We start from the raw sequence: 19,356 nt of genomic DNA on the forward strand, positions 1-19,356 counted from the left end.
CACCCATATCGCGGTGGCCGCGCGGAGATGCCTACAGCGGCGGTAAGAGTCATCAATTTTTTTGGGGGGGGGGGGGGGGCGCGCCCCGGGGCCCCCCCCCCCCCGCCACCGGAAGGGGTGAATACACGTAACTTTCGCGCCCGCGAGGCGTTCCGTCGCGCTAGGGTGTCGCTCCGTCACACGGAGTCATACGGAAGTCCACATGGCGGAACCGTTCCGGCGGCGCGCACCGCCGCCGGAGCCGCCGGAGCGGGGCTACTCCCCGGGATGCACCCAGGGGTTGGGGCGGCAGCTGATCCCGCCGATGTCGAGGGACTTGGTCTGCTGCTGCATGACCGGCGCGAGGGCCCCGGGGGTCCTGCAGTTGACGTGGTCGTGCCCCAGCCGGTGCCCGACCTCGTGGTTGATGAGCATCTGCCGGTAGGCCGTCATCGCGCCCGGCCCGAAGGTGTCGGCGCCGCGCGCCCACCGGAACGCGTTGATCATCACGCGCTCGGTGGAGGCCGAGTCGCAGGAGACGTTCTCCACGGTCGTGTCGAGATCGGACTTGGCGCACCAGACCCCGGTGGTCCCCGGGCTGGCGAGGGTGATCACGAACTCCGGCTCGCCCGAGGAGATCCGCTCGAAGGTCATCGCCCCGTTGTGCGCCCAGCTCCGGTCGTCGTTGAGGGTCTCCTGCACGGCGCGGGCGAAGAGCCCGGCGTCCAGGCCGAGGCCCTTCTCGACGTCGATCCGGTAGCGCACCTTCCGTCCCTTGCCCGGAGCCTTGTCGAAGCCCTTGACCGCCTCGAAGGTCCCCGGCCCCTTGAGCTTCGGGTCGAGAGGGAACTGCGTGGCCATCAGCTGCCGGTAGGTGGGGACCGGCGCGGCGGGCGCGGGCTCGGCGACCGCCTCCCGCGGCGGGGTCGGGCGGCCCTCGGAGCGGTCCGGCCGCTCCTGCAGGGCGCCGCGCCCCTGGCCCGCCGACTGCGCGCCCACGCTCTCCCCGCCGCCGTCGGCCACCTGCCCGGCGACCACCACGGCGAGGACGGTCGTCACGGCGGCGGCCGCGACCCCGGTGAAGGCCCGCCCCCTGCCGCCCCGTGCGGGCAGCTCGTCGTCGCCGCCGTCGCGCCCGCCGTCGTCCGGCCCGTCCCCGCCGGAGGACGCATGGCCGGCCGGCGCGTCCACCCTGTGCCGCGCCGGGGCGGACCGGGCGCCGCCGAACGCGTCGAAGTCGTCGGAGCCGTAGTCGCCGTCGAGGCCCGCTGTCCCCGCCGGACGGGCGGGGGCCGCCGCCGGCCCGTCGAAGGCCTCCAGGAACTCCCGGCGCGGCGCCGGCACCCGGGGCGCCCCCGGTGCCGTCCGGCCCGGCGCGACCCGCGCCCGCGCGCCGGCACCCGGGTACCCGGCCCCGGCGTACGGGTCGCCCCAGCCGCCGCCCGCCTCGTGGTGCTCCGGATGCCCGCCCCGGGCGGCCGGGTACGGCGCGTCCCCGGCCGGAGCGTGCGCGCCCGGACCGGCGGACGCGGATCCCCGGCGGCGCCGTCCGCCGCCGGACGCGGCGGCGCCGGCCTCCGGCGCACCGGACGCCGCCCCGGGTACCCCCCCGGTCGCGGCCTGCTTGGGCGCCGGGCCCTTGCGGCTGTGTCGTCCCACGCGCCGGTCAGCTCCCACCGCAGTCGTCGAGCAGTTCCCGGAACGCCTGGGCGACCGTCTCCGGGTATTCCATCATCGCAACGTGCCCGGCCTCCGGGAGCGTCAGCAGCCGGGAGTCCCGGAACGCCGCCGTCGCCTTGCGCGCCATACGGTACGAGACAAGGCGGTCCCTGCGCCCGTAGACGAGCAGAGTCGGTGCGAGCACCCGCTCCGCCTGCCGCCACAGGTTGTGCTGCCCGCCGAGGGTGTAGGCGTCCACGATCCCCCTGGCGGACCCGGTCATCGCCTCCCAGAAGTAGGGGAGGCGCATCCGCCGCTCCATCTCCTCGACGGCGTTGCGCAGGCCCTCGTCCGTCACCCGTGAGGGGTCTCCGTAGCAGAGGGCGAGTACTCCTCGCGTGCGCTGTTCCGCGCTCCAGCCCCGGGTCGTGCGGGCGAACAGCGCGGCGACGCCGGGCAGCGCGAGCAGTGCGGTGGGCACCGCGGAGCGCTGGACCCGCAGCTCGGGCAGGGCGGGCGAGATCAGGGTCAGGGTCCGTACGAGGTCGGGGCGGGCGGCCGCGACCCGGGTGCAGACCGCGCCGCCCAGCGAGTTCGCCAGGAGGTGCACGGGGCCCCGGCCGGCGGCGTCGAGGTGCCGGACGACGGCCCGGGCGTGGCCGCGCACCGAGTAGTCGTTGTCCTGCGGCGGCGGCGAGTCGCCGAAGCCGGGCAGGTCGACGGCCTCGCCGTCGACGACGTCCGCCAGCAGCGGCATCAGCGCCGACCAGTTCAGGGAGGAGCCGCCGAGTCCGTGGACGTACAGCGCGGGCGGCAGCCCGGCCCGGGTGGGGGGCCGGGAGCGGACGGTCAGCGTCAGTCCGGGCAGGACGGCGGAGCGCAGCTCCTCGCCCTCGGCGACGCGGACCGCCGCGACCTTGGGGGCCGCGGCGGCGCCCACGGCCCGGGCGCCCGGCAGCTCGGTCGAAGACATGCGGGCAATGTTACGAGACGATCACGCCCGGCCCCCTGTGTTCGGCGTCACAGGGCCCGCCCGGCGCACAGAGCCGCACACATAGCGTCCGGCCTGCCGAACTCCTACGCTCGGAAGGCGGACACCGTGTTCCCGGCCGCACGATTCGGCACCCGCGGTCCCGGGCACCCGGTCCCGACCACGCATTCCAGGGAAAGCGGTGCGATATGACAGTCGACCCGAGCGATCCGGAGACCTTCGCGGAGGAGGACGAGTCGGCCGCCGACGGGCCGGAGGTCCCCGAGGCGGACGCCGCCGAGCAGCACACGGAGGTCCGGCCCGAGCGCGACGAGCCGCTGCGCGCCGCCCCGGAGGGCGCGAACGAGGCGGACGCCGCGGAGCAGGCACGTACCGTCTCGCTCGACGAGGACGACTACCGGTGACGGCCCGCCGCTGACCCGGCGACCGCGGCCCGCGGCGGCCTGAGAGGCTTGCCGCCGGTATGTCCGCCGGGTGCGGGCGGGCAGGGCGCTTCCGCGTCTGTCCGGTCCGTGAAATTCTGCGTCCGCACCACGCACAGCCTCGTTACCGAAAAGTACGATGGCGGGCGCGGCGCACAGCGCTTATGGAACGACTGTGCTTGTTCACCACATGGGAGGCGGCGTGACAGCCATCGAGCAGACAGAGGCGGCGCGCCCGCGGGGCACGCGCCTGCCACGCCGAGCCCGCAGGAACCAGCTCCTGGGCGCGGCCCAGGAGGTCTTCGTGGCCCAGGGCTACCACTCGGCCGCCATGGACGACATCGCCGAGCGCGCCGGCGTCAGCAAGCCGGTGCTCTACCAGCACTTCCCCGGCAAGCTGGAGCTCTACCTCGCGCTGCTGGACCAGCACTGCGAGGCCCTCCTCCAGTCCGTCCGCACCGCCCTTGCCTCGACCACGGACAACAAGCTGCGCGTGGCCGCGACGATGGACGCCTACTTCGCATACGTGGAGGACGAGGGCGGCGCGTTCCGCCTGGTCTTCGAGTCGGACCTGACCAACGAGCCGGCGGTGCGCGAGCGGGTGGACCGGGTGTCCCTCCAGTGCGCGGAGGCCATCTCGGACGTGATCGCCGAGGACACCGCACTGTCCAAGGAGGAGTCCATGCTGCTGGCCGTGGGCCTCGGCGGGGTCTCCCAGGTGGTGGCCCGGTACTGGCTCTCCAGCGGCTCCTCCGTCCCCCGGGACACCGCCGTCCAGCTGCTGACCTCGCTCGCCTGGCGCGGTATCGCGGGCTTCCCGCTGCACGGCTCCGAGCAGCACTGAGCGGTGGCGGCCCGGCGGCCCGGGGCCGCCCCCGGGCCGCTGTTCGCTCCTGGCGTTCCGCGCGGACGCGGGAGCCGTCCCGTGACCGGGCTAATGTGTGCTGCGTACGGCGCGGTTGATCGCGCAACGCACGGACCGTTCGGAGGGACATAGCCGTGGAGGTCAAGATCGGCGTGCAGCACGCGCCCCGGGAGATCGTTCTGGAGAGCGGGCAGTCCGCCGAGGAGGTCGAGCGCGCGGTGAGCGAGGCGCTGGCCGGCAAGGCGCAGCTGCTCAGCCTGACGGACGAGAAGGGCCGCAAGGTCCTGGTGCCGTCCGACCGCCTCGCCTACGTGGAGATCGGCGAGTCGGCGACGCGGCGCGTGGGGTTCGGCGCCCTGTAGGCGCCCGCGAAAGGTGTACGGGCGGGGCCCGGCGGACAGTGTCCGCCGGGCCCCGCTCGCGTGTCCCCGGAGCCTCGCCGGGCTGCGTCCGGAGGCCGGGTGGATTGCGCTGATCAGGCATGTTGCCGCCCGCTCGGGGAGGGTTGTGATCCGTTCGCGCCGGGTAGTACCGGCTGTGACCGACCGACTCTGCCCCGTACGGCGTGAGGTGATCAGCAGTGATTCTGGAAACGCTCGGTTCCGTCCTGGTCGGACTGGCCCTGTCCTGGGCCGCGACCCGTCACCTCTCCGAACGTCTTCCAGCGCGCCGGGCCGTCTTCACCACGGGCACCCTGGGCGCGGTCTTCGGCGCCTATGTGACCCATGTCGCGCTCGGCCCGGGCAATCCCGCGGCCACCCTGATCGGTTCGGCGGCGATCGGCGCGGTGCTGCTCTCCCTGCTGATCCGGCCCGGGCCCCGGGCCCGGGGGCTGCGCCGCGCCTTCCCCTTCTGAGCCCCGGGACTCCCCGGGCCCCGGGACTTTCCGGGCCCCGGGACCCGGGCCGGACGGATAGCGATGGCGGATACCGATACCGGGGGCGTCAGGCCGCCAGGCCGAGCGCCGCCATCCGCTTGGTGTGCGCCTTGGTGATCCGGGAGAACATCTCGCCGACCGCCGCCAGGTCGAAGCCGTCGGCCACCCCGCCGACCAGCATCGTCGACAGCGCGTCGCGCTCCGCCACCACCCGCTGGGCCTGGGAGAGCGCCTCGCCCATCAGTCGGCGCGCCCACAGGGCGAGCCGGCCGCCGACCCGCGGATCGGCCTCGATCGCCGCGCGGACCTTCTCGACCGCGAAGTTCCCGTGCCCGGTGTCGTCCAGCACACCGAGGACCAGGGCGCGGGTGTCGCTGTCCAGCCGCTCCGCCACCTCGCGGTAGAAGTCGCTCGCGATCGAGTCGCCGACATACGCCTTGACCAGGCCCTCCAGCCAGTCCGACGGCGCGGTCAGACGGTGGAAGTCGTCCAGGGCCTGGGCGAAGGGCTCCATGGCCGCGGTGGGCTCGGCCTCGATCGTGGTCAGCCGGTCCCGCAGCTGCTCGAAGTGGTGGAACTCGGCGGACGCCATCTTCGCCAGCTCCGCCTTGTCGGCCAGCGTCGGCGCCAGCTTCGCGTCCTCGGCGAGGCGCTCGAAGGCCGCCAGCTCGCCGTACGCGAGAGCGCCGAGAAGATCGACCACGGCGGCGCGGTACTGGGGTTCGGCGGAGGCCGCGGCCCAGTCCTGGGCGGCGATCCCGGTGTGTTCAGTGGCGTTGTCAGGCGTCTCCATGGAGCGCACAATAGCCCGCCCGCCACAGCGGGGAAGGGCCTGGTCAACCGCACCCCGAGCACATCCGACGGGATTTCGCCCAACACACATGCGCGATTTGGGGGTACAGTGGTATTGCGCCTGCTGAGCATCGGCATCACAGATCTGCTCGGTGGGCCGTCTCATGAATGAGGATGCCCGGTCGGTGGCCCGATCGGCTCCGACCCGCCCGCCCTCCACGCGGATCGCGCGCACTGTGTGCGCACGGACGCAGATGAGGGGCCCCTCAGCGGTACGACGCTCGAGCGACGGCAGTGGTCCCGCACCCTCCGGCCCTTCCGGCCGGCCAGTACCCGGGTGCGGTACGACCCCCAGCGTTCGCCTCGTGCCGCGTCTCACAGAAGAGGCAACACCCTGACTACGCAGCAGCCCAAGACTTTCCGGGATCTCGGGATCCTTCCCGAGACGGCCGAGGCCCTCGAAGCCGTCGGCATCGTCAATCCCTTCCCCATCCAGGAGCTGACCCTCCCCGTCGCGCTCTCCGGCACCGACGTCATCGGCCAGGCCAAGACCGGCACCGGCAAGACGCTCGGTTTCGGCCTGCCGCTGCTGGAGCGCGTCACCGTCCCCGCGGACGTGGAGGCCGGCCGGGCCCGTCCCGACCAGCTCACCGACGCCCCGCAGGCCCTGGTCGTCGTCCCCACCCGTGAGCTGTGCACACAGGTCACCAACGACCTCCTGACCGCCGGCAAGGTGCGCAACGTCCGCGTGCTCGCGATCTACGGCGGCCGGGCCTACGAGCCCCAGGTCGAGGCGCTCAAGAAGGGCGTCGACGTGATCGTCGGCACGCCCGGGCGTCTGCTCGACCTGGCCGGCCAGAAGAAGCTGGACCTCTCGCATGTGCGCGCCCTCGTCCTCGACGAGGCCGACGAGATGCTCGACCTGGGCTTCCTGCCCGACGTCGAGAAGATCATCCAGTTCCTGCCGGCCAAGCGGCAGACCATGCTGTTCTCGGCGACCATGCCGGGCGCGGTCATCGGTCTGGCCCGCCGCTACATGTCGCAGCCCACGCACATCCGCGCCACCGCGCCGGACGACGAGGGCGCGACCGTCGCGAACATCGCGCAGCACGTCTACCGCGCGCACTCGATGGACAAGCCGGAGATGGTCTCCCGCATCCTGCAGGCCGACGGCCGCGGACTGGCGATGATCTTCTGCCGGACCAAGCGGACCGCGGCCGACATCGCGGACCAGCTCGCCCGGCGCGGCTTCGCCTCCGGCGCGGTCCACGGCGACCTGGGCCAGGGCGCGCGCGAGCAGGCCCTGCGCGCCTTCCGCAACGGCAAGGTGGACGTGCTCGTCTGCACCGACGTCGCCGCGCGCGGTATCGACGTCGAGGGCGTGACGCACGTCATCAACTACCAGTCGCCCGAGGACGAGAAGACCTATCTGCACCGCATCGGCCGCACCGGCCGCGCGGGCGCCAAGGGCATCGCGATCACCCTGGTCGACTGGGACGACATCCCGCGCTGGCAGCTCATCAACAAGGCGCTGGACCTGCCGTTCAACGACCCGGTCGAGACGTACTCCACCTCGGCGCACCTGTACGCGGAGCTGAGCATCCCCGAGGGCACCAAGGGTGTGCTGCCCCGCTCCGAGCGCACCCGCGCCGGTCTGGCGGCGGAAGAGGTCGAGGACCTGGGCGAGACGGGCGGCCGCGGCCGCCGGTCCGCTCCCGCCGCCGCTGCCGCTGCCGCTGCCCGCGAGGAGCGCCCGGCCCGTACGCGGACGCCGCGTCAGCGCCGGCGTACTCGCGGGGGCTCGGACCTCGCCGGGGCGGAGACCGCCGCGTCGGCCGTGCCCGAGCAGTCCACGGGCGACGCGCCGACGGAGCCGCGCACCCCGCGCCGGCGCCGACGGACCCGCAGCGGCGGGGAGGCGTCGGCCGCCACGGCGGTCGTGGAGGCCGCCGAGACCGTGGTGGCGGAGGCCGCTGTGACCGCGCCCGCCGCGGAGCCCACCGTGGCGGCGCCGCGCCGCCGCCGGACCCGCAAGGCCGCGGTGAGCACGCCCGTCGCCGAGTCGGCGCAGGCGGCGGAAGCCGCCGAGCCGGCCGAGGCCGCCGCGCCCGAGTCCACGCCGCGCCGGACCCGCAGCCGTGCGGCGCGGCCGGTGACCGAGACGCAGTCGGCGGAGTTCCAGACGGTCGCCACGGCGATCGCCGAGACCGCCGCTGCCGCGCCGGAGACCAAGCCGCGTCGCACCCGCGCGCGGGTCGCCAAGCCGGCGGACGGCGGTGACACCGTGGAGTTCCAGACGGTCGCCACGGCCGCGACGGCCGTCGCGGAGACCAAGCCGCGCCGGACCCGCACCCGCAAGACGGCGGAGGCGGCGCCGGTGGCCGAGGCAGAGCCCAAGGCCCGCCGCACCCGTGCCCCCAAGGCCGTCGCGACGACCGAGGGCGCGGAGCCCGAGGCGAAGCCGCGCCGCGCGCGCAAGACCGCGGCGGACACCGCCGAGGCGCCGGCGGAGCCGAAGCCCCGCCGCACCCGCAAGAAGGCGGACACCCCGGCCCCGGCCGAGAGCTGACCGCCCCTCGCCCCACCCGATCGGCCCGGCCCCCTGTCGCAGGGGGCCGGGCCGATCGGCGTTCCCGCGCCGGGGGTACGTGCCGGGGCGGCCCGCCCCCGGCACGTACGACGGGCGGCTCGCCCCGCCGGGTGCGGTGGGCCCTGAGCGGCACCGCCGGGAGGGGAACCCGCGCCCCGCCTCCGGCGAGGCAGGCGAAGGCCCCCGAAGCCGTGCCGCCCTCCCCCGCCCCTGCGGAGATGCCACGGGCTGGACCTCCGCCCCTGCGGAGACGCCGGGGCTGGACCCGGCGTTCCCCCGCGTCCGGGCCGATCGGCCCGCCTGGCGGCGGGCGCGAGCCACGGGCGCCGAAGCCCCGAGGCCGGACCCCCCTCCGTCCGCCCCCGGCGTACCCCCGCCGCCTCCCGCCGGCGGCCCGCCCCTCGCGGGGCCGGGCGGGGGCGCGGGCCGCGTGGGCTCGCGTTAGCCTCTGGCTCATGAGCCGTCCGCCCACGTTCGTACCGCCCGCCTGTGCCCGTTCCGTTCGTCTCGCCACCGCGCGCGGGGAGTTCGCGGTGCTTGACGCCCGGCCCCCGGCCGGGGAGCCGCGGGCGACCGTGGTGCTGCTGCCCGGCTACACCGGCAGCAAGGAGGACTTCATCGCCCTGCTGGAGCCGCTCGCCGAGGCCGGCTTCCGGGCGGTGGCCGTGGACGGGCGGGGGCAGTACGAGACCGAGGGGCCCGCCGACGAGGCGGCCTACGCGCAGAGCGAGCTGGCCGCGGACGTCCTCGCGCAGGCCGCCGCCCTCGGCACCGGCGGCACCCCGTTGCACCTGGTCGGGCACTCGCTCGGCGGCCAGATCGCACGGGCGGCGGTGCTGCGCGACCCGTCCCCCTTCCGGACCCTCACCCTGATGTCCTCGGGCCCGGCCGCGGTCAGCGAGCCCCAGCAGCAGAAGGTGAAACTGCTGGCCGACGCGCTCGCCGTGATGACGATGGACGAGGTCTGGACCGCGATCCAAGCGCTGGAGGCGCCCACCCCGGAGGACACCGAGACGGGCACCAACGGCGACCGGGACGATCTGCGGGCCCGGTGGCTGCGCCACAACCCGGCCCAACTTCTCGCCACCGGGCGGCAGTTGACCGTCGAGCCCGACCGGACCGATGAGCTGAGGGCGCTCGGCCTCCCCCTTCACGTCCTCTCCGGCGAACGGGACGACACCTGGCCGGTCCCCCTGCTGACCGCCACCGCGGAACGGCTCGGGGCGGCGCGGACGGTGATCGCGGGGGCGGACCACTCCCCCAACACGGACCGGCCGGCCGAGACGGCCGAGGCCCTGGTCCGCTTCTGGGACCACCACTGAGAAGCGACGCCGCGGGCGGTCGCGAGGGTCAGGAGGTGTCCGGCGGATCCTGGCCGGACACCTTCCTAGAGCTGCGACTGAAGGTGCTGCCAGAACCCGTCCCGCAGCGCCCGCCGCAGCACCGCGTGCCCGCGCAGGGACCGCTGGAGCAGCCGTTCCGCGTCCATCAGCAGGTCCTGGTCGACGGGACCGGGCAGGAAGGGGTGGCCGGGCAGCAGACCCGCCATCTCGGTCCTGCCCCGCTCCCCCAGCCAGTTCGCGGCGATCTGCGCGCCGACGAAGCGCACCTCGTCCCGGGACGGCGGCGGGGTGCCCTCGTTCTCGTAGGTCGTGACCGGCTTGCGGGTGACATAGGGGCGGCAGAAGTCCAGGTCGAAGGTGCGCTGGCTGTCGACCTCCCAGAGCAGCGGCTCGGCCTGGTTGCGGCCGTCGGCGCCCTCGATGCCCCAGAGGTGGACGCGCGCGCCGTAGCCCTGCGCGGCCTCGACCGCCGGGACCAGGTCCTCGTCGCCGCCGACCAGGGCCGCGTCGCTGATGGCGCGGTGGCGGGCGAGGGACTCCAGGTCGCTGCGGATCAGGGAGTCGACGCCCTTCTGCTGGTTGTTGGCGTTGAGGTTGCCCAGGCGCACCTTGACGTCCGGCAGTTCGGCGATCACCTGCTGCTCGGGGGTGTGGATGCGGCGCCGGGCGCCGTCGTACCAGTAGACGCGGAGCAGCCGGCTGTCGGCGAAGATCGAGCGGGCCTTGTCGATGAAGGCGTCGATCAGCCCCTCGGCGTCCAGGTCGAAGGCGCGCCGGTCCTCGGTGCCCGCGACCAGCAACCCGGCCGAAGCGTAGACGTAACCGGCGTCGACGAAGATGGCGTGGGTCGACGGGGTCTTCGCGACCTCGGCGAGCATCCGCTGCAGGAGCTCATTGGTGCGCTCCAGGCGGGCGGCGACCGCGGCGACGCCGGTGCCGGGTCCGGGGTCCGGGGCGTCGTCGCGGGGCGGGGTGGTGGCGGGCTCGTTCATACGCGCCTCATTCTCCGCGCACACGGCGCTACTCGCCAGTAGCAAGTCATCAATAGTTAGCCATCCAAAAATTTTCCTTAGCGTAGGGAATGTTTGCAGGATGCATCCCGTTGTGCACCTGTGTACACGGACGGAGAATTTCCGTCTGTCAGCAGTTCTCCTTCAGGAGGATCAGACGAAGGGAGAAGCCGTTGCGCTTCGAGATCATGCGACTGGACGACGTCGACGGCAGCGCCGTGGACAGCACCGTCGTGGACGCCGCCTCCGTCAACCGGATCGTGCAGCAGGCCGCCTCGATCGGCCAGCGCATCCTCATCCGGCCCGCCGAGACCTCGGCTTCATAACCCTTGCCGCCCCGCCGCCGTGCGCGGCCTCACGCGCACCGCGCCCCCGTACCGGAGTCCGGTACGGGGGCGCGGTGCGTCAGGGCAGGCGGCCCGGCGGTTCAGGAGCCCCGGACCACCTGGGTCACGCCGTTGATGATCTGCTGCACGGCGATCGCGGAGAGCATCATGCCGGCGAGCCGCGTCACCAGGACCACACCGCCGTCCTTGATGACGCGGATGATGACCAGCGAGTACCGCATCGTCAGCCACAGCACCACATGCATGGCGACGATCGCGGCCCAGACGGAGAGCTGCTCGCCCGCGCCGTCCGCGTGCTGCACGGCCAGGATGACCGAGACGATCGCGCCCGGTCCGGCCAGCAGCGGCATCCCCAGCGGGACGAGGGCGACGTTGACGTCCTTGGTCTGCTTGGGCTCGTCCGTCTTGCCGGTGAGCAGGTCGAGGGCGATCAGCAGCAGAAGGAGTCCGCCCGCGATCATCAGCGCGGGCACCGAGACATGCAGATAGTCCAGGATCTGCTGGCCGAGGATGCCGAAGACCGTGATCACGCCGAAGGCGACGAGCACGGCCTGCCAGGCCATCCGGCGCTGGACCTTGGTGGCCCGCCCGGAGGTCAGCGCCAGGAAGATCGGGGTGATCCCGGGCGGGTCCATGATGACGAAGAGGGTCAGGAAGAGGGAGCCGAAGACGGCGGCGTCGAACACAGTGAAGGGCCTTGCGGGGAGAGGGTTTTCGGGGAGGTGGGAGACGGGGCCGCCGCACCACCGGAGCAACCGCCGCGCGCACGGACGCACACGGCGGGGCCGGGTGGACAGGGCGGGACCCCCGGCGGAACGCCGGGGCGGGCGGATCAGGCGGAGTCGGAGCGAGCCGGACGGCCTAGACGGCCGGGGACCCGCCGGTGCCCATCACGGGGAACGCGCCGGTGGAGCGCCGGGTGATCTCGCCGTAGATCTCGGGGTCGGTGGTGTACTCACCGAGCCGGCAGGTCTTGCGGCTGCCGTGGTAGTCGCTGGACCCGGTGACGAGGAGGCCGAGGTCGCCGGCGAGACCGCGCAGCCGGGCGCGGGTGGCCTCGTCGTGGTCCATGTGGTCCACCTCGACGCCGTCGAGCCCCGCCGCCGCCAGCTCCGCGAGGGCGCTCTCGGGGACGGTGCGGCCCCGCTTGACGGCTCCCGGGTGGGCGAAGACGCTCACCCCGCCGGCCGCCTTGACCAGGCGGATCGCGGTGAAGGGGTCGAGTTCGTGCTTCTCGACGTAGGCGCGCCCGCCGTCGGCGAGCCAGTCGGCCGTGAAGGCGTCCGACACCGAGGGGACAACGCCCAGCGCGACCAGCGCCTCGGCGATGTGCGGGCGGCCCACGGAGCCGTCACCGGCGATCCGGGCGACCTGCTCCCAGGTGACGGGGACGCCCAGCTCGCGGAGCCTGTCCACCATGGCCCGGGCGCGCGGCACGCGGTCGTCGCGGACGAGTTCGCGTTCGCGCAGCAGCTCGGGGTCCTCGGCGTCGAAGAGGTAGGCCAGCATGTGCAGGCCCACGCCGTCGAGGCGGCAGGAGAGTTCGGCGCCGGTGACCAGGGTCAGGCCCTCGGGGAGGGCCGCGGCGGCCCCGGCGTGGCCGCGGGTGGTGTCGTGGTCGGTGAGGGCGACGACGTCCAGCCCGGCGGCGGACGCGGCACGCACCAGTGAGGCGGGGGTGTCCGTGCCGTCCGAGGCCGTGGAGTGGGTGTGCAGATCGATGCGCACGACGGCTGACTCCGGGGCTCGGGGGCGGACGGGGACGCCTCAGGATAACCGCCGCGCGGGCCCGTTCCGTACGCCCGGGCCCCGGGTGAGGGTAAGACCACACCTCATGCCGGGCCCCTTACCCCGACGTCGCGGCGGACCGCCCCGGACACCGCTCAGGACACGCGAGCCCACCCCGGACACCGCTCAGGACAGCAGTCGCGGCGACAGCGCCCCGCACGGCAGGAGTTCGACCTCCGCCCCGGCGTCCCGCAGATCGGTGAGGACGAGTTCGTCGTGAAGGACCAGACCGGCCTGCTCGGGCCAGAGGACGGCCCAGAGCCACAGCCCGCGCGCCTCCCCCGCGAAGACCGCGCGGTCGTCGGGGACGCCGGGGACGTGCCAGAGCGGCGAGGGCCGCCCGGCCGCCGTGATCTTCGCCTGCGGGGGGCCGTCGACCGCGATGTGCGGCCCGGGGTCGGGGCCGTCGATGCCCGCGTACCGGGCGCCGAGGCCCACGCCCAGCTCCTCGGCGATCAGCAGCATCTCGCCGATACCGCCGAGCGGGCCGGGGCCCGAGCAGGCGACGGCGGTCGCCCGGCCGCCGCTGCGGTCGTCCCCCGCGTAGGCGACCCCGGTGAACAGCCAGCCGACGGGCAGCGGCCAGGGCATCCACACGGGGACCTGGGCGCGGTGCACGACGACCCCGAGGGCCTCGACGCTGGGCGGGATCACCGGCTGCATCGGATACACGGCGCCGTGGACATCGCACTGCCAGGAGTCGGCGAAGAGACCGGGCGCCCTGACCCGGCCACCGCACTTCGGGCAACTGGGTTCGCCCCTCATAAGGTTCCACGGTCCTCTCCGCCCGTCGCCGCGTCAAGGACGATCACCCGTCCGGTGCGTTGACAGCGGCGCGGGACGCCGACCCGCGAGGCCCGGCCGCGGGCCGACCGCCGGGCCTCAGTCCAGGGTCACGGACCGGCGCAGCGGATCGCGCAGGTCCGTGCCGTGCGTCAGCCAGCGCTCCTGGAGGGCCGCCGCGCCGTGCACCCGCTTCCACGCCGCCTCGTTCGCGGTCATCGGCAGCAACGGCAGGAAGCGCACCGGCTCCAGGGGCTCGGCCAGCTCCAGATCGGCCACCAGACCGCCCGGCTCGGCGACCAGGACGGAGGCGAACGGCGCGCCGGGCCACAGGGGTTCACCCACGTCGAGGGAGGCGCCCGGGGCGACCACGACCCCCTCCACCTGGGGCGAGGCCGCGAGCACGGCGAGCGGGCGCAGCACCTTGTCGGTGTCGGCTCCGCCCGCGCGGACGGAGAGGACCAGTTCGGCGCGGGGGCCCTTGTGCGGATCGGCGAAGGCGGCGGCGGGGTCCGTCATCGGGGACGCCGACATCCCGAGGGTGGCGTAGCGCACCACGTCCCCGCCGGTGCCGCCGCCCCCGCCCGTCTCCCGGAAGCGCAGGACCTCGATGCGGTCCGCGCCGAGGAAGGTCACGGCGGCGCGGGCGTCCGGTTCACCGAGCGCGCTGCGCAGCCTGGTTTCGACCGATGCGAGAACTTCTTCCATCCCGCGAGCATAAAACGCGTAAGGAACGGGCAAACCCAGGGATTGACCCGTTGTCGGCTGATAGTCTTGGCCGCTGGTCGGGACAGCCCGCAGGGACACCTCCCCGCGGCCACCGAGGGAGCAGCGCTCCGGTCCCGGCGTCACGTCATCCCCCACGGGGGACCGGCCGGAGGAGGTGGGGCTGCGATGGACCGAAGTCGATCGTGCAGTACCAGCAGCTCTTCCGCACGGCCTTCCCGACCGCGGCACGCCTGACCCCCCGCGCACCGTCCACCGGTGCGGACCAGGGGCGTGACGGTGCGCGGTCCCCGGCTTCCCACGTCACGGAAGAGCTCGACGCCTTTCCCTGTCTGCAGCAAACGCCGTCACCGCGATCCGCGGTGCCGCCCGCTTTGCGGACGTAGCGCCGACGTCCCCATTCCGGGCTGTGCCACACCGTCGCCGACGGCCCTCCGTGAAGGAGCCAGCCATGTCGATGATCCGTGACCTGCGCGCCGCCGTGCGCCCCTCCCTGCGCAAGAACAGCACCGCGTACAGCACCTACGACACCACCCGCGACCCGTCCGCCTCCAGCGCCGTCGTGGACTGCGCGGTCTACCGGAACGGCAGGCGACTGGACGCCGACGGATCACTGACGCCCCGTCAGGCGATGTGCCGCGTACGCGAGGACGGCGGTTTCGCCTGGATCGGCCTGCACGAGCCGACCGAGCAGGAGTTCGCGGGCATCGCGGCCGAGTTCGGCCTCCACCCGCTGGCCGTGGAGGACGCCGTCCACGCCCACCAGCGGCCCAAGCTGGAGCGCTACGACGACACCCTGTTCACGGTCTTCAAGACGATCCACTACGTGGAGCACGCCGAACTCACCGCCACCAGCGAGGTGGTGGAGACCGGCGAGGTGATGGTCTTCACCGGCCGGGACTTCGTCATCACCGTCCGGCACGGCGGCAAGGGATCGCTGCGCGCCCTGCGGCACACCCTCCAGAAGGACTCCGAGCTGCTGGCGAAGGGCCCCTCGGCCGTGCTGCACGCCATCGCCGACCATGTCGTCGACGGGTACATCGCCGTCGCCGAGGCGGTGCAGGACGACATCGACGAGGTGGAGATCGACGTCTTCTCCGCCCCGGCGAAGAGCGGCCCGCGCGGCAGCGACGCCGGGCGGATCTATCAACTCAAGCGCGAGGTACTGGAGTTCAAGCGCGCCGTCTCCCCGCTGCTGCGCCCGATGCAGTTGCTGAGCGAGCGTCCGATGCGGCTGATCGACCCGGACATCCAGAAGTACTTCCGGGACGTCGCCGACCACCTCGCCCGCGTCCAGGAGGAGGTCATCGGCTTCGACGAGCTGCTGAACTCCATCCTCCAGGCCAACCTGGCGCAGGCGACCGTCGCGCAGAACGAGGACATGCGCAAGATCACCTCCTGGGCCGCGATCATCGCCGTGCCCACGGCGGTCTGCGGGATCTACGGCATGAACTTCGACCACATGCCGGAGCTCCAGTGGGAGTACGGCTACCCGGCCGTGCTCACCGGTATCGCCGTCGTCTGCTTCACCATCCACCGCACCCTCAAGCGCAACGGCTGGCTGTAGGTCGTGTCCGCGAAGCCCCGCCTGGTCCACGACGTCCGGCACGCACGCTCGCCGGGCGAACGGCGCGACGTTCCGGACACTCCCTCGGGCTCCGATCGCCGCCGGGGAGGCCGCGGGCCCCTCGGTAGGCTGCCCGTATGACATCCCCACTGCTCGGCCAGGCGCTCGTCGAGGAGGCCACCAGGAAGTCCGGCCTCGTCTGGGTCCGCGGCGACGGGCCGGCCCGCGCGCTGTGGCACGTCTGGCACGACGGGGCCGCCCATGTGGTCGGCGACGGCCCCGGGGAGCAGCCGCTGCCCGGCCTGGCCGACGGCGGGAGCGCCGAGGTCACCGTCCGCAGCAAGGACAAGGGCGGCCGGCTGGTCGTCTGGACCGCCTCGGTGCGGGCCCTGGAGCCGGGCTCCGAGGCATGGGAGGCGGCCGTCGCCGAGCTGAAGGGCAAGCGGCTGAACGCGCCCGACGCGGAGCGGATGACCGAGCGCTGGGCCCGGGAGTGCCGGGTGCTGCGGCTGGAGCCCCGGGGCGCGGGCGTCTCGGGCGGGGAACTGTCCGACGCCTCGCACGCGGCGCCGCCCCTGCCCAGTGACGCGGTCACCCGGCGGCCGGTGCCCGCGGCCCTGCCGAAACTGCTGTTCAAGCGCCGCCGCTGACCCCGGGCCGGGCCGCACCGGACCGGGCCCGCTCGCCGCTCGGGGCCGCGCGGAGTCCCCGGGGCCGTCAGTCGCCCGAGGTCTTGGGGAGCTGGCCGCCGTAGTCCAGGGTCTCGTCCTTCGCCGGCTCCTCCAGCGGGAACTCCTTGTCCCAGTCCCCGAGCAGCAGCACCCCCGCGCCGCCCGCCCGGGCGAACTTCAGCGGATACGGCTCGCCGATCAGGGACACGTCCAGCACCCCGCCCTCGCCCTCGGCCGCCAGCACCTTGATGGTCTTCACCCCGCCGACCTCGGTGCGGTCGCCCTTGCTGAGCTTGCCCTGCATCCCGAGGAGGCCGTCGAGCAGCACATCCATGTCGGTGAAGCCGCGGAACTGCTTGTAGGAGGGGTCGCCCTCGGGAACCTTCACATACTTGTCGCCGAGTTTCTGCGCCGCCTCCACGTCCGCCTCGGTCGGCTCGGCGTCCTGCTTGCCGTCGGCGTGGCTCCAGAAGCCCGCGTCGGCCTTGAGGAAGAGGCTGTCCCCGATGCGCAGCAGCTCGAAGGTGTTGTCCTTGGAGGTCACCGAGCCGGTGGCGCCCTCGTGCTTGAGGCGCATGTTCAGCTTGTAGGTGCCGCCCTTGCTCACCAGGGTCCCCGAGAGCCGCACCGAGGCCGCCGCGTCGGCCGCCGCACGGGCCTTGGTCTCGATCTCCTGGGCGCTGAGCCTGCCGACCCCGTTGGTGCCCGCGTCCGGGTCCTCGCCGCACGCCGTGAGCCCGGCGGACAGACCGGCGCACAGCGCCACCGCGAGGGCCGCGCGACGGGCCCGGCCGGCGATAGGGAGGGAAGTCACCGGCGCCCTGCCTCTCATCTGTGGGGGATCATCCGTGGGGGATGGCAGACGGCAGCGTACCCGGGCCCGCGCACCGCCGGGCACGGAGCCGTACGGACCCCGGCCGAGGGCGGCGCCCAGGGGCACGGGCTAGCCTGGTGGAGGTGTTCCGCCGATCATGGCGGGCACCCTCTACCTCGTCGAACAGCGGCTTTTGGTCCCCACCGGGACTTTCGTACACAAGGAGGGGCGGCATGGCGGCCGGCGCGCCCCGGGTCTTCGTCTCGCATCTCGCCGGCGTGCCCGTCTTCGACCCGGCGGGCGACCAGGTGGGCCGGGTCCGCGACCTGGTCGCGATGCTGCGGGTGGGCCACCGGCCGCCCCGGCTCCTCGGTCTCGTCGTCGAAGTGATCAGCCGGCGGCGGATCTTCCTGCCGATGACCCGGGTGACCGGCGTGGAGTCCGGCCAGGTGATCACGACCGGGGTCCTCAACGTGCGGCGCTTCGAGCAGCGCCCCACCGAGCGCCTGGTCCTCGGCGAACTCCTCGACCGGCGGGTGCGCCTGGTGGAGAGCGGCGAGGAGGTCACCGTCCTGGACGTGGCCGTCCAGCAGCTCCCCGCCCGCCGGGACTGGGAGATCGACAAGGTCTTCGTGCGCAAGGGCAAGGGCGGGGCGCTGCGGCGCAAGGGCGAGACCCTGACCGTCGAGTGGTCCGCCGTCACCGGCTTCTCGCTGGAGGAGCACGGGCAGGGCGCGGAGAGCCTGCTCGCCACCTTCGAGCAGCTCCGCCCGGCGGACCTGGCCAATGTGCTGCACCACCTCTCCCCCAAGCGCCGCGCCGAGGTGGCCGCCGCCCTCGACGACGACCGGCTCGCGGACGTCCTGGAGGAGCTGCCGGACGACGACCAGGTGGAGATCCTCGGCAAGCTGAAGGAGGAGCGGGCCGCCGACGTCCTGGAGGCGATGGACCCGGACGACGCCGCCGACCTCCTCTCGGAGCTGCCGGAGGAGGACAAGGAGCGGCTGCTGACCCTGATGCGGCCGGACGACGCGGCCGATGTGCGCCGCCTGATGTCGTACGAGGAGCGCACCGCGGGCGGTCTGATGACCACCGAGCCGATCGTGCTCCGCCCGGACGCGACCGTCGCCGACGCCCTCGCCCGGGTCCGCCAGCAGGACCTGTCCCCGGCCCTCGCGGCGCAGGTCTACGTCTGCCGGCCGCCGGACGAGACGCCGACCGGCAAGTACCTGGGCACCGTGCACTTCCAGCGGCTGCTGCGGGACCCGCCGTTCACCCTGGTCAGCTCGATCGTGGACAGCGATCTGCCGCCCCTGTCGCCGGACACCGCGCTGCCCGCCGTCACCAGCTATCTCGCCGCGTACAACATGGTCGCCGCGCCCGTCGTGGACGAGAGCGGTTCCCTGCTGGGCGCCGTCACCGTCGACGACGTGCTGGACCATCTGCTGCCCGAGGACTGGCGGGAGACCGAGTTCGAGGAGTCCGCCCAGGAGCCGTTGGAGGAGCCGGTCCAGGGGTCCGCCCATGGGTAGCGGGGGCGATCCGGGCTCGGCGGAGCGGGGCGAGGCGCGCGAACGGACGCCGTCGGGCGCCTCGGCCGCGTCCCGGCGGGTGCGCCTGGACCAGCCGCGCCCGGCGCGCCGGAACCTGCTGCCGGACTGGGACCCGGAGGCCTTCGGGCGGCTGTCGGAGAAGATCGCGCGCTTCCTCGGGACGGGACGTTTCCTCGTCTGGATGACGCTCACGATCATCGCCTGGGTGGTGTGGAACGTCAGCGCGCCCGCGAATCTGCGCTTCGACGAGTACCCGTTCATCTTCCTGACCCTGGCGCTGTCCCTCCAGGCGTCCTACGCGGCGCCGCTGATCCTGCTGGCGCAGAACCGCCAGGACGACCGGGACCGGGTCAACCTGGAGCAGGACCGCAAGCAGAACGAGCGCTCGATCGCGGACACCGAGTACCTGACCCGGGAGATCGCGGCCCTGCGGATGGGCCTGGGCGAGGTGGCCACCCGGGACTGGATCCGCTCCGAACTCCAGGACCTGGTGCGCGAGCTGGAGGAGCAGCGCGCCGCATTCCCGCCGGCGGGGTCCGGCGAGCGTGACGAAGGCGACCGCTGACGGGCTTTCCGAAG

Annotated in this window: 20 protein-coding genes; 11 read left to right on the plus strand and 9 right to left on the minus strand. The window is 73.7% G+C overall.

Annotation, left to right across the window (positions count from 1 at the left end):
- Positions 1 to 255: 255 nt before the first annotated feature.
- Both ABZ457_RS16235 and ABZ457_RS16240 read right to left on the minus strand, forming a co-directional pair.
- Positions 256 to 1,638: a DUF3152 domain-containing protein gene (locus ABZ457_RS16235; RefSeq protein ID WP_359158190.1), complete on the minus strand. Its 1,383-nt coding sequence runs from the start codon at positions 1,636 to 1,638 to the stop codon at positions 256 to 258.
- A 7-nt stretch (positions 1,639 to 1,645) separates the two neighbouring features.
- Complete coding sequence (locus ABZ457_RS16240) at positions 1,646 to 2,611, minus strand: alpha/beta hydrolase (RefSeq protein ID WP_359158191.1); 966 nt, start codon at positions 2,609 to 2,611, stop codon at positions 1,646 to 1,648.
- 206 nt (positions 2,612 to 2,817) lie between these two features.
- Here ABZ457_RS16240 and ABZ457_RS16245 point away from each other — a divergent pair, with 206 nt between their 5' ends.
- The 4 genes from ABZ457_RS16245 (at position 2,818) to ABZ457_RS16260 (ending at position 4,772) form a co-directional block, all read left to right on the plus strand.
- Positions 2,818 to 3,033 carry a hypothetical protein gene (locus ABZ457_RS16245; protein WP_359158193.1) on the plus strand — a complete coding sequence of 72 codons (216 nt, stop codon included), beginning with the start codon at positions 2,818 to 2,820 and terminating at the stop codon, positions 3,031 to 3,033.
- A 220-nt stretch (positions 3,034 to 3,253) separates the two neighbouring features.
- Positions 3,254 to 3,895: a TetR/AcrR family transcriptional regulator gene (locus tag ABZ457_RS16250; protein WP_026277264.1), complete on the plus strand. Its 642-nt coding sequence runs from the start codon at positions 3,254 to 3,256 to the stop codon at positions 3,893 to 3,895.
- A 155-nt stretch (positions 3,896 to 4,050) separates the two neighbouring features.
- Complete coding sequence (locus ABZ457_RS16255; protein WP_018845613.1) at positions 4,051 to 4,278, plus strand: DUF3107 domain-containing protein; 228 nt, start codon at positions 4,051 to 4,053, stop codon at positions 4,276 to 4,278.
- Positions 4,279 to 4,496: 218 nt separating this feature from the next.
- The gene (locus ABZ457_RS16260) at positions 4,497 to 4,772 is read left to right on the plus strand and encodes a hypothetical protein (RefSeq protein ID WP_359158194.1); all 276 of its coding nucleotides are present in this window, start codon (positions 4,497 to 4,499) and stop codon (positions 4,770 to 4,772) included.
- 88 nt (positions 4,773 to 4,860) lie between these two features.
- Here ABZ457_RS16260 and ABZ457_RS16265 read toward each other — a convergent pair whose 3' ends face one another.
- Positions 4,861 to 5,586, minus strand: coding sequence for a ferritin-like fold-containing protein (locus ABZ457_RS16265; RefSeq protein WP_018845615.1), 726 nt, complete (start codon positions 5,584 to 5,586; stop codon positions 4,861 to 4,863).
- Positions 5,587 to 5,922: 336 nt separating this feature from the next.
- On the opposite strand from ABZ457_RS16265, the gene ABZ457_RS16270 reads away from it, so the two are divergent.
- Both ABZ457_RS16270 and ABZ457_RS16275 read left to right on the plus strand, forming a co-directional pair.
- Positions 5,923 to 8,154, plus strand: a complete 2,232-nt coding sequence (locus tag ABZ457_RS16270) for a DEAD/DEAH box helicase (protein ID WP_359158195.1) — start codon at positions 5,923 to 5,925, stop codon at positions 8,152 to 8,154.
- A 476-nt stretch (positions 8,155 to 8,630) separates the two neighbouring features.
- Positions 8,631 to 9,497 (plus strand): alpha/beta hydrolase, encoded by an 867-nt coding sequence (locus ABZ457_RS16275; RefSeq protein ID WP_359158197.1) that lies wholly within the window; start codon positions 8,631 to 8,633, stop codon positions 9,495 to 9,497.
- A gap of 65 nt (positions 9,498 to 9,562) precedes the next feature.
- Here the strand turns inward: ABZ457_RS16275 and ABZ457_RS16280 are convergent, their stop codons facing one another.
- On the minus strand, positions 9,563 to 10,510 hold the full coding sequence (locus ABZ457_RS16280) for an NYN domain-containing protein (protein ID WP_359158198.1): 948 nt from the start codon (positions 10,508 to 10,510) through the stop codon (positions 9,563 to 9,565).
- Between the two features lie 191 nt (positions 10,511 to 10,701).
- Here ABZ457_RS16280 and ABZ457_RS16285 point away from each other — a divergent pair, with 191 nt between their 5' ends.
- Complete coding sequence (locus tag ABZ457_RS16285) at positions 10,702 to 10,854, plus strand: hypothetical protein (protein WP_359158200.1); 153 nt, start codon at positions 10,702 to 10,704, stop codon at positions 10,852 to 10,854.
- Positions 10,855 to 10,955: 101 nt separating this feature from the next.
- Here the strand turns inward: ABZ457_RS16285 and ABZ457_RS16290 are convergent, their stop codons facing one another.
- From ABZ457_RS16290 to ABZ457_RS16305, 4 genes are all read right to left on the minus strand, one after another.
- Complete coding sequence (locus ABZ457_RS16290) at positions 10,956 to 11,561, minus strand: MarC family protein (RefSeq protein WP_359158201.1); 606 nt, start codon at positions 11,559 to 11,561, stop codon at positions 10,956 to 10,958.
- Between the two features lie 175 nt (positions 11,562 to 11,736).
- Positions 11,737 to 12,603, minus strand: coding sequence for a PHP domain-containing protein (locus tag ABZ457_RS16295; protein WP_359158203.1), 867 nt, complete (start codon positions 12,601 to 12,603; stop codon positions 11,737 to 11,739).
- 186 nt (positions 12,604 to 12,789) lie between these two features.
- A complete protein-coding gene (locus ABZ457_RS16300; RefSeq protein ID WP_018845622.1) occupies positions 12,790 to 13,428 on the minus strand; it encodes a DUF6758 family protein in 639 nt (212 codons plus the stop codon).
- A gap of 117 nt (positions 13,429 to 13,545) precedes the next feature.
- On the minus strand, positions 13,546 to 14,154 hold the full coding sequence (locus ABZ457_RS16305; RefSeq protein WP_359158205.1) for a suppressor of fused domain protein: 609 nt from the start codon (positions 14,152 to 14,154) through the stop codon (positions 13,546 to 13,548).
- Between the two features lie 469 nt (positions 14,155 to 14,623).
- Here ABZ457_RS16305 and ABZ457_RS16310 point away from each other — a divergent pair, with 469 nt between their 5' ends.
- Together ABZ457_RS16310 and ABZ457_RS16315 are read left to right on the plus strand one after the other, a co-directional pair.
- On the plus strand, positions 14,624 to 15,739 hold the full coding sequence (locus ABZ457_RS16310) for a magnesium and cobalt transport protein CorA (protein ID WP_359158206.1): 1,116 nt from the start codon (positions 14,624 to 14,626) through the stop codon (positions 15,737 to 15,739).
- A gap of 137 nt (positions 15,740 to 15,876) precedes the next feature.
- Positions 15,877 to 16,389, plus strand: coding sequence for a hypothetical protein (locus tag ABZ457_RS16315; RefSeq protein WP_359158207.1), 513 nt, complete (start codon positions 15,877 to 15,879; stop codon positions 16,387 to 16,389).
- A gap of 67 nt (positions 16,390 to 16,456) precedes the next feature.
- Here ABZ457_RS16315 and ABZ457_RS16320 read toward each other — a convergent pair whose 3' ends face one another.
- On the minus strand, positions 16,457 to 17,224 hold the full coding sequence (locus tag ABZ457_RS16320) for a hypothetical protein (protein ID WP_359158208.1): 768 nt from the start codon (positions 17,222 to 17,224) through the stop codon (positions 16,457 to 16,459).
- Between the two features lie 233 nt (positions 17,225 to 17,457).
- Here ABZ457_RS16320 and ABZ457_RS16325 point away from each other — a divergent pair, with 233 nt between their 5' ends.
- Positions 17,458 to 18,756, plus strand: a complete 1,299-nt coding sequence (locus tag ABZ457_RS16325; RefSeq protein WP_359158209.1) for a CBS domain-containing protein — start codon at positions 17,458 to 17,460, stop codon at positions 18,754 to 18,756.
- On the plus strand, positions 18,749 to 19,342 hold the full coding sequence (locus tag ABZ457_RS16330) for a DUF1003 domain-containing protein (RefSeq protein WP_359158211.1): 594 nt from the start codon (positions 18,749 to 18,751) through the stop codon (positions 19,340 to 19,342). Before ABZ457_RS16325 ends, ABZ457_RS16330 begins: the two co-directional genes overlap by 8 nt.
- Positions 19,343 to 19,356: the final 14 nt, after the last annotated feature.

This window comes from Streptomyces sp. NPDC005805, assembly GCF_040630445.1.
Lineage (GTDB): Bacteria > Actinomycetota > Actinomycetes > Streptomycetales > Streptomycetaceae > Streptomyces.

Coding starts and splice junctions, on each gene's coding strand:
- ABZ457_RS16245 (WP_359158193.1), top strand. CDS start 2,818: ATGACAGTCGACCCGAGCGATCCGGAGACCTTCGCGGAGGAGGACGAG.
- ABZ457_RS16300 (WP_018845622.1), bottom strand. CDS start 13,428: ATGAGGGGCGAACCCAGTTGCCCGAAGTGCGGTGGCCGGGTCAGGGCG.
- ABZ457_RS16280 (WP_359158198.1), bottom strand. CDS start 10,510: ATGAACGAGCCCGCCACCACCCCGCCCCGCGACGACGCCCCGGACCCC.
- ABZ457_RS16275 (WP_359158197.1), top strand. CDS start 8,631: ATGAGCCGTCCGCCCACGTTCGTACCGCCCGCCTGTGCCCGTTCCGTT.
- ABZ457_RS16305 (WP_359158205.1), bottom strand. CDS start 14,154: ATGGAAGAAGTTCTCGCATCGGTCGAAACCAGGCTGCGCAGCGCGCTC.
- ABZ457_RS16310 (WP_359158206.1), top strand. CDS start 14,624: ATGTCGATGATCCGTGACCTGCGCGCCGCCGTGCGCCCCTCCCTGCGC.
- ABZ457_RS16325 (WP_359158209.1), top strand. CDS start 17,458: ATGGCGGCCGGCGCGCCCCGGGTCTTCGTCTCGCATCTCGCCGGCGTG.
- ABZ457_RS16315 (WP_359158207.1), top strand. CDS start 15,877: ATGACATCCCCACTGCTCGGCCAGGCGCTCGTCGAGGAGGCCACCAGG.
- ABZ457_RS16240 (WP_359158191.1), bottom strand. CDS start 2,611: ATGTCTTCGACCGAGCTGCCGGGCGCCCGGGCCGTGGGCGCCGCCGCG.
- ABZ457_RS16330 (WP_359158211.1), top strand. CDS start 18,749: ATGGGTAGCGGGGGCGATCCGGGCTCGGCGGAGCGGGGCGAGGCGCGC.
- ABZ457_RS16265 (WP_018845615.1), bottom strand. CDS start 5,586: ATGGAGACGCCTGACAACGCCACTGAACACACCGGGATCGCCGCCCAG.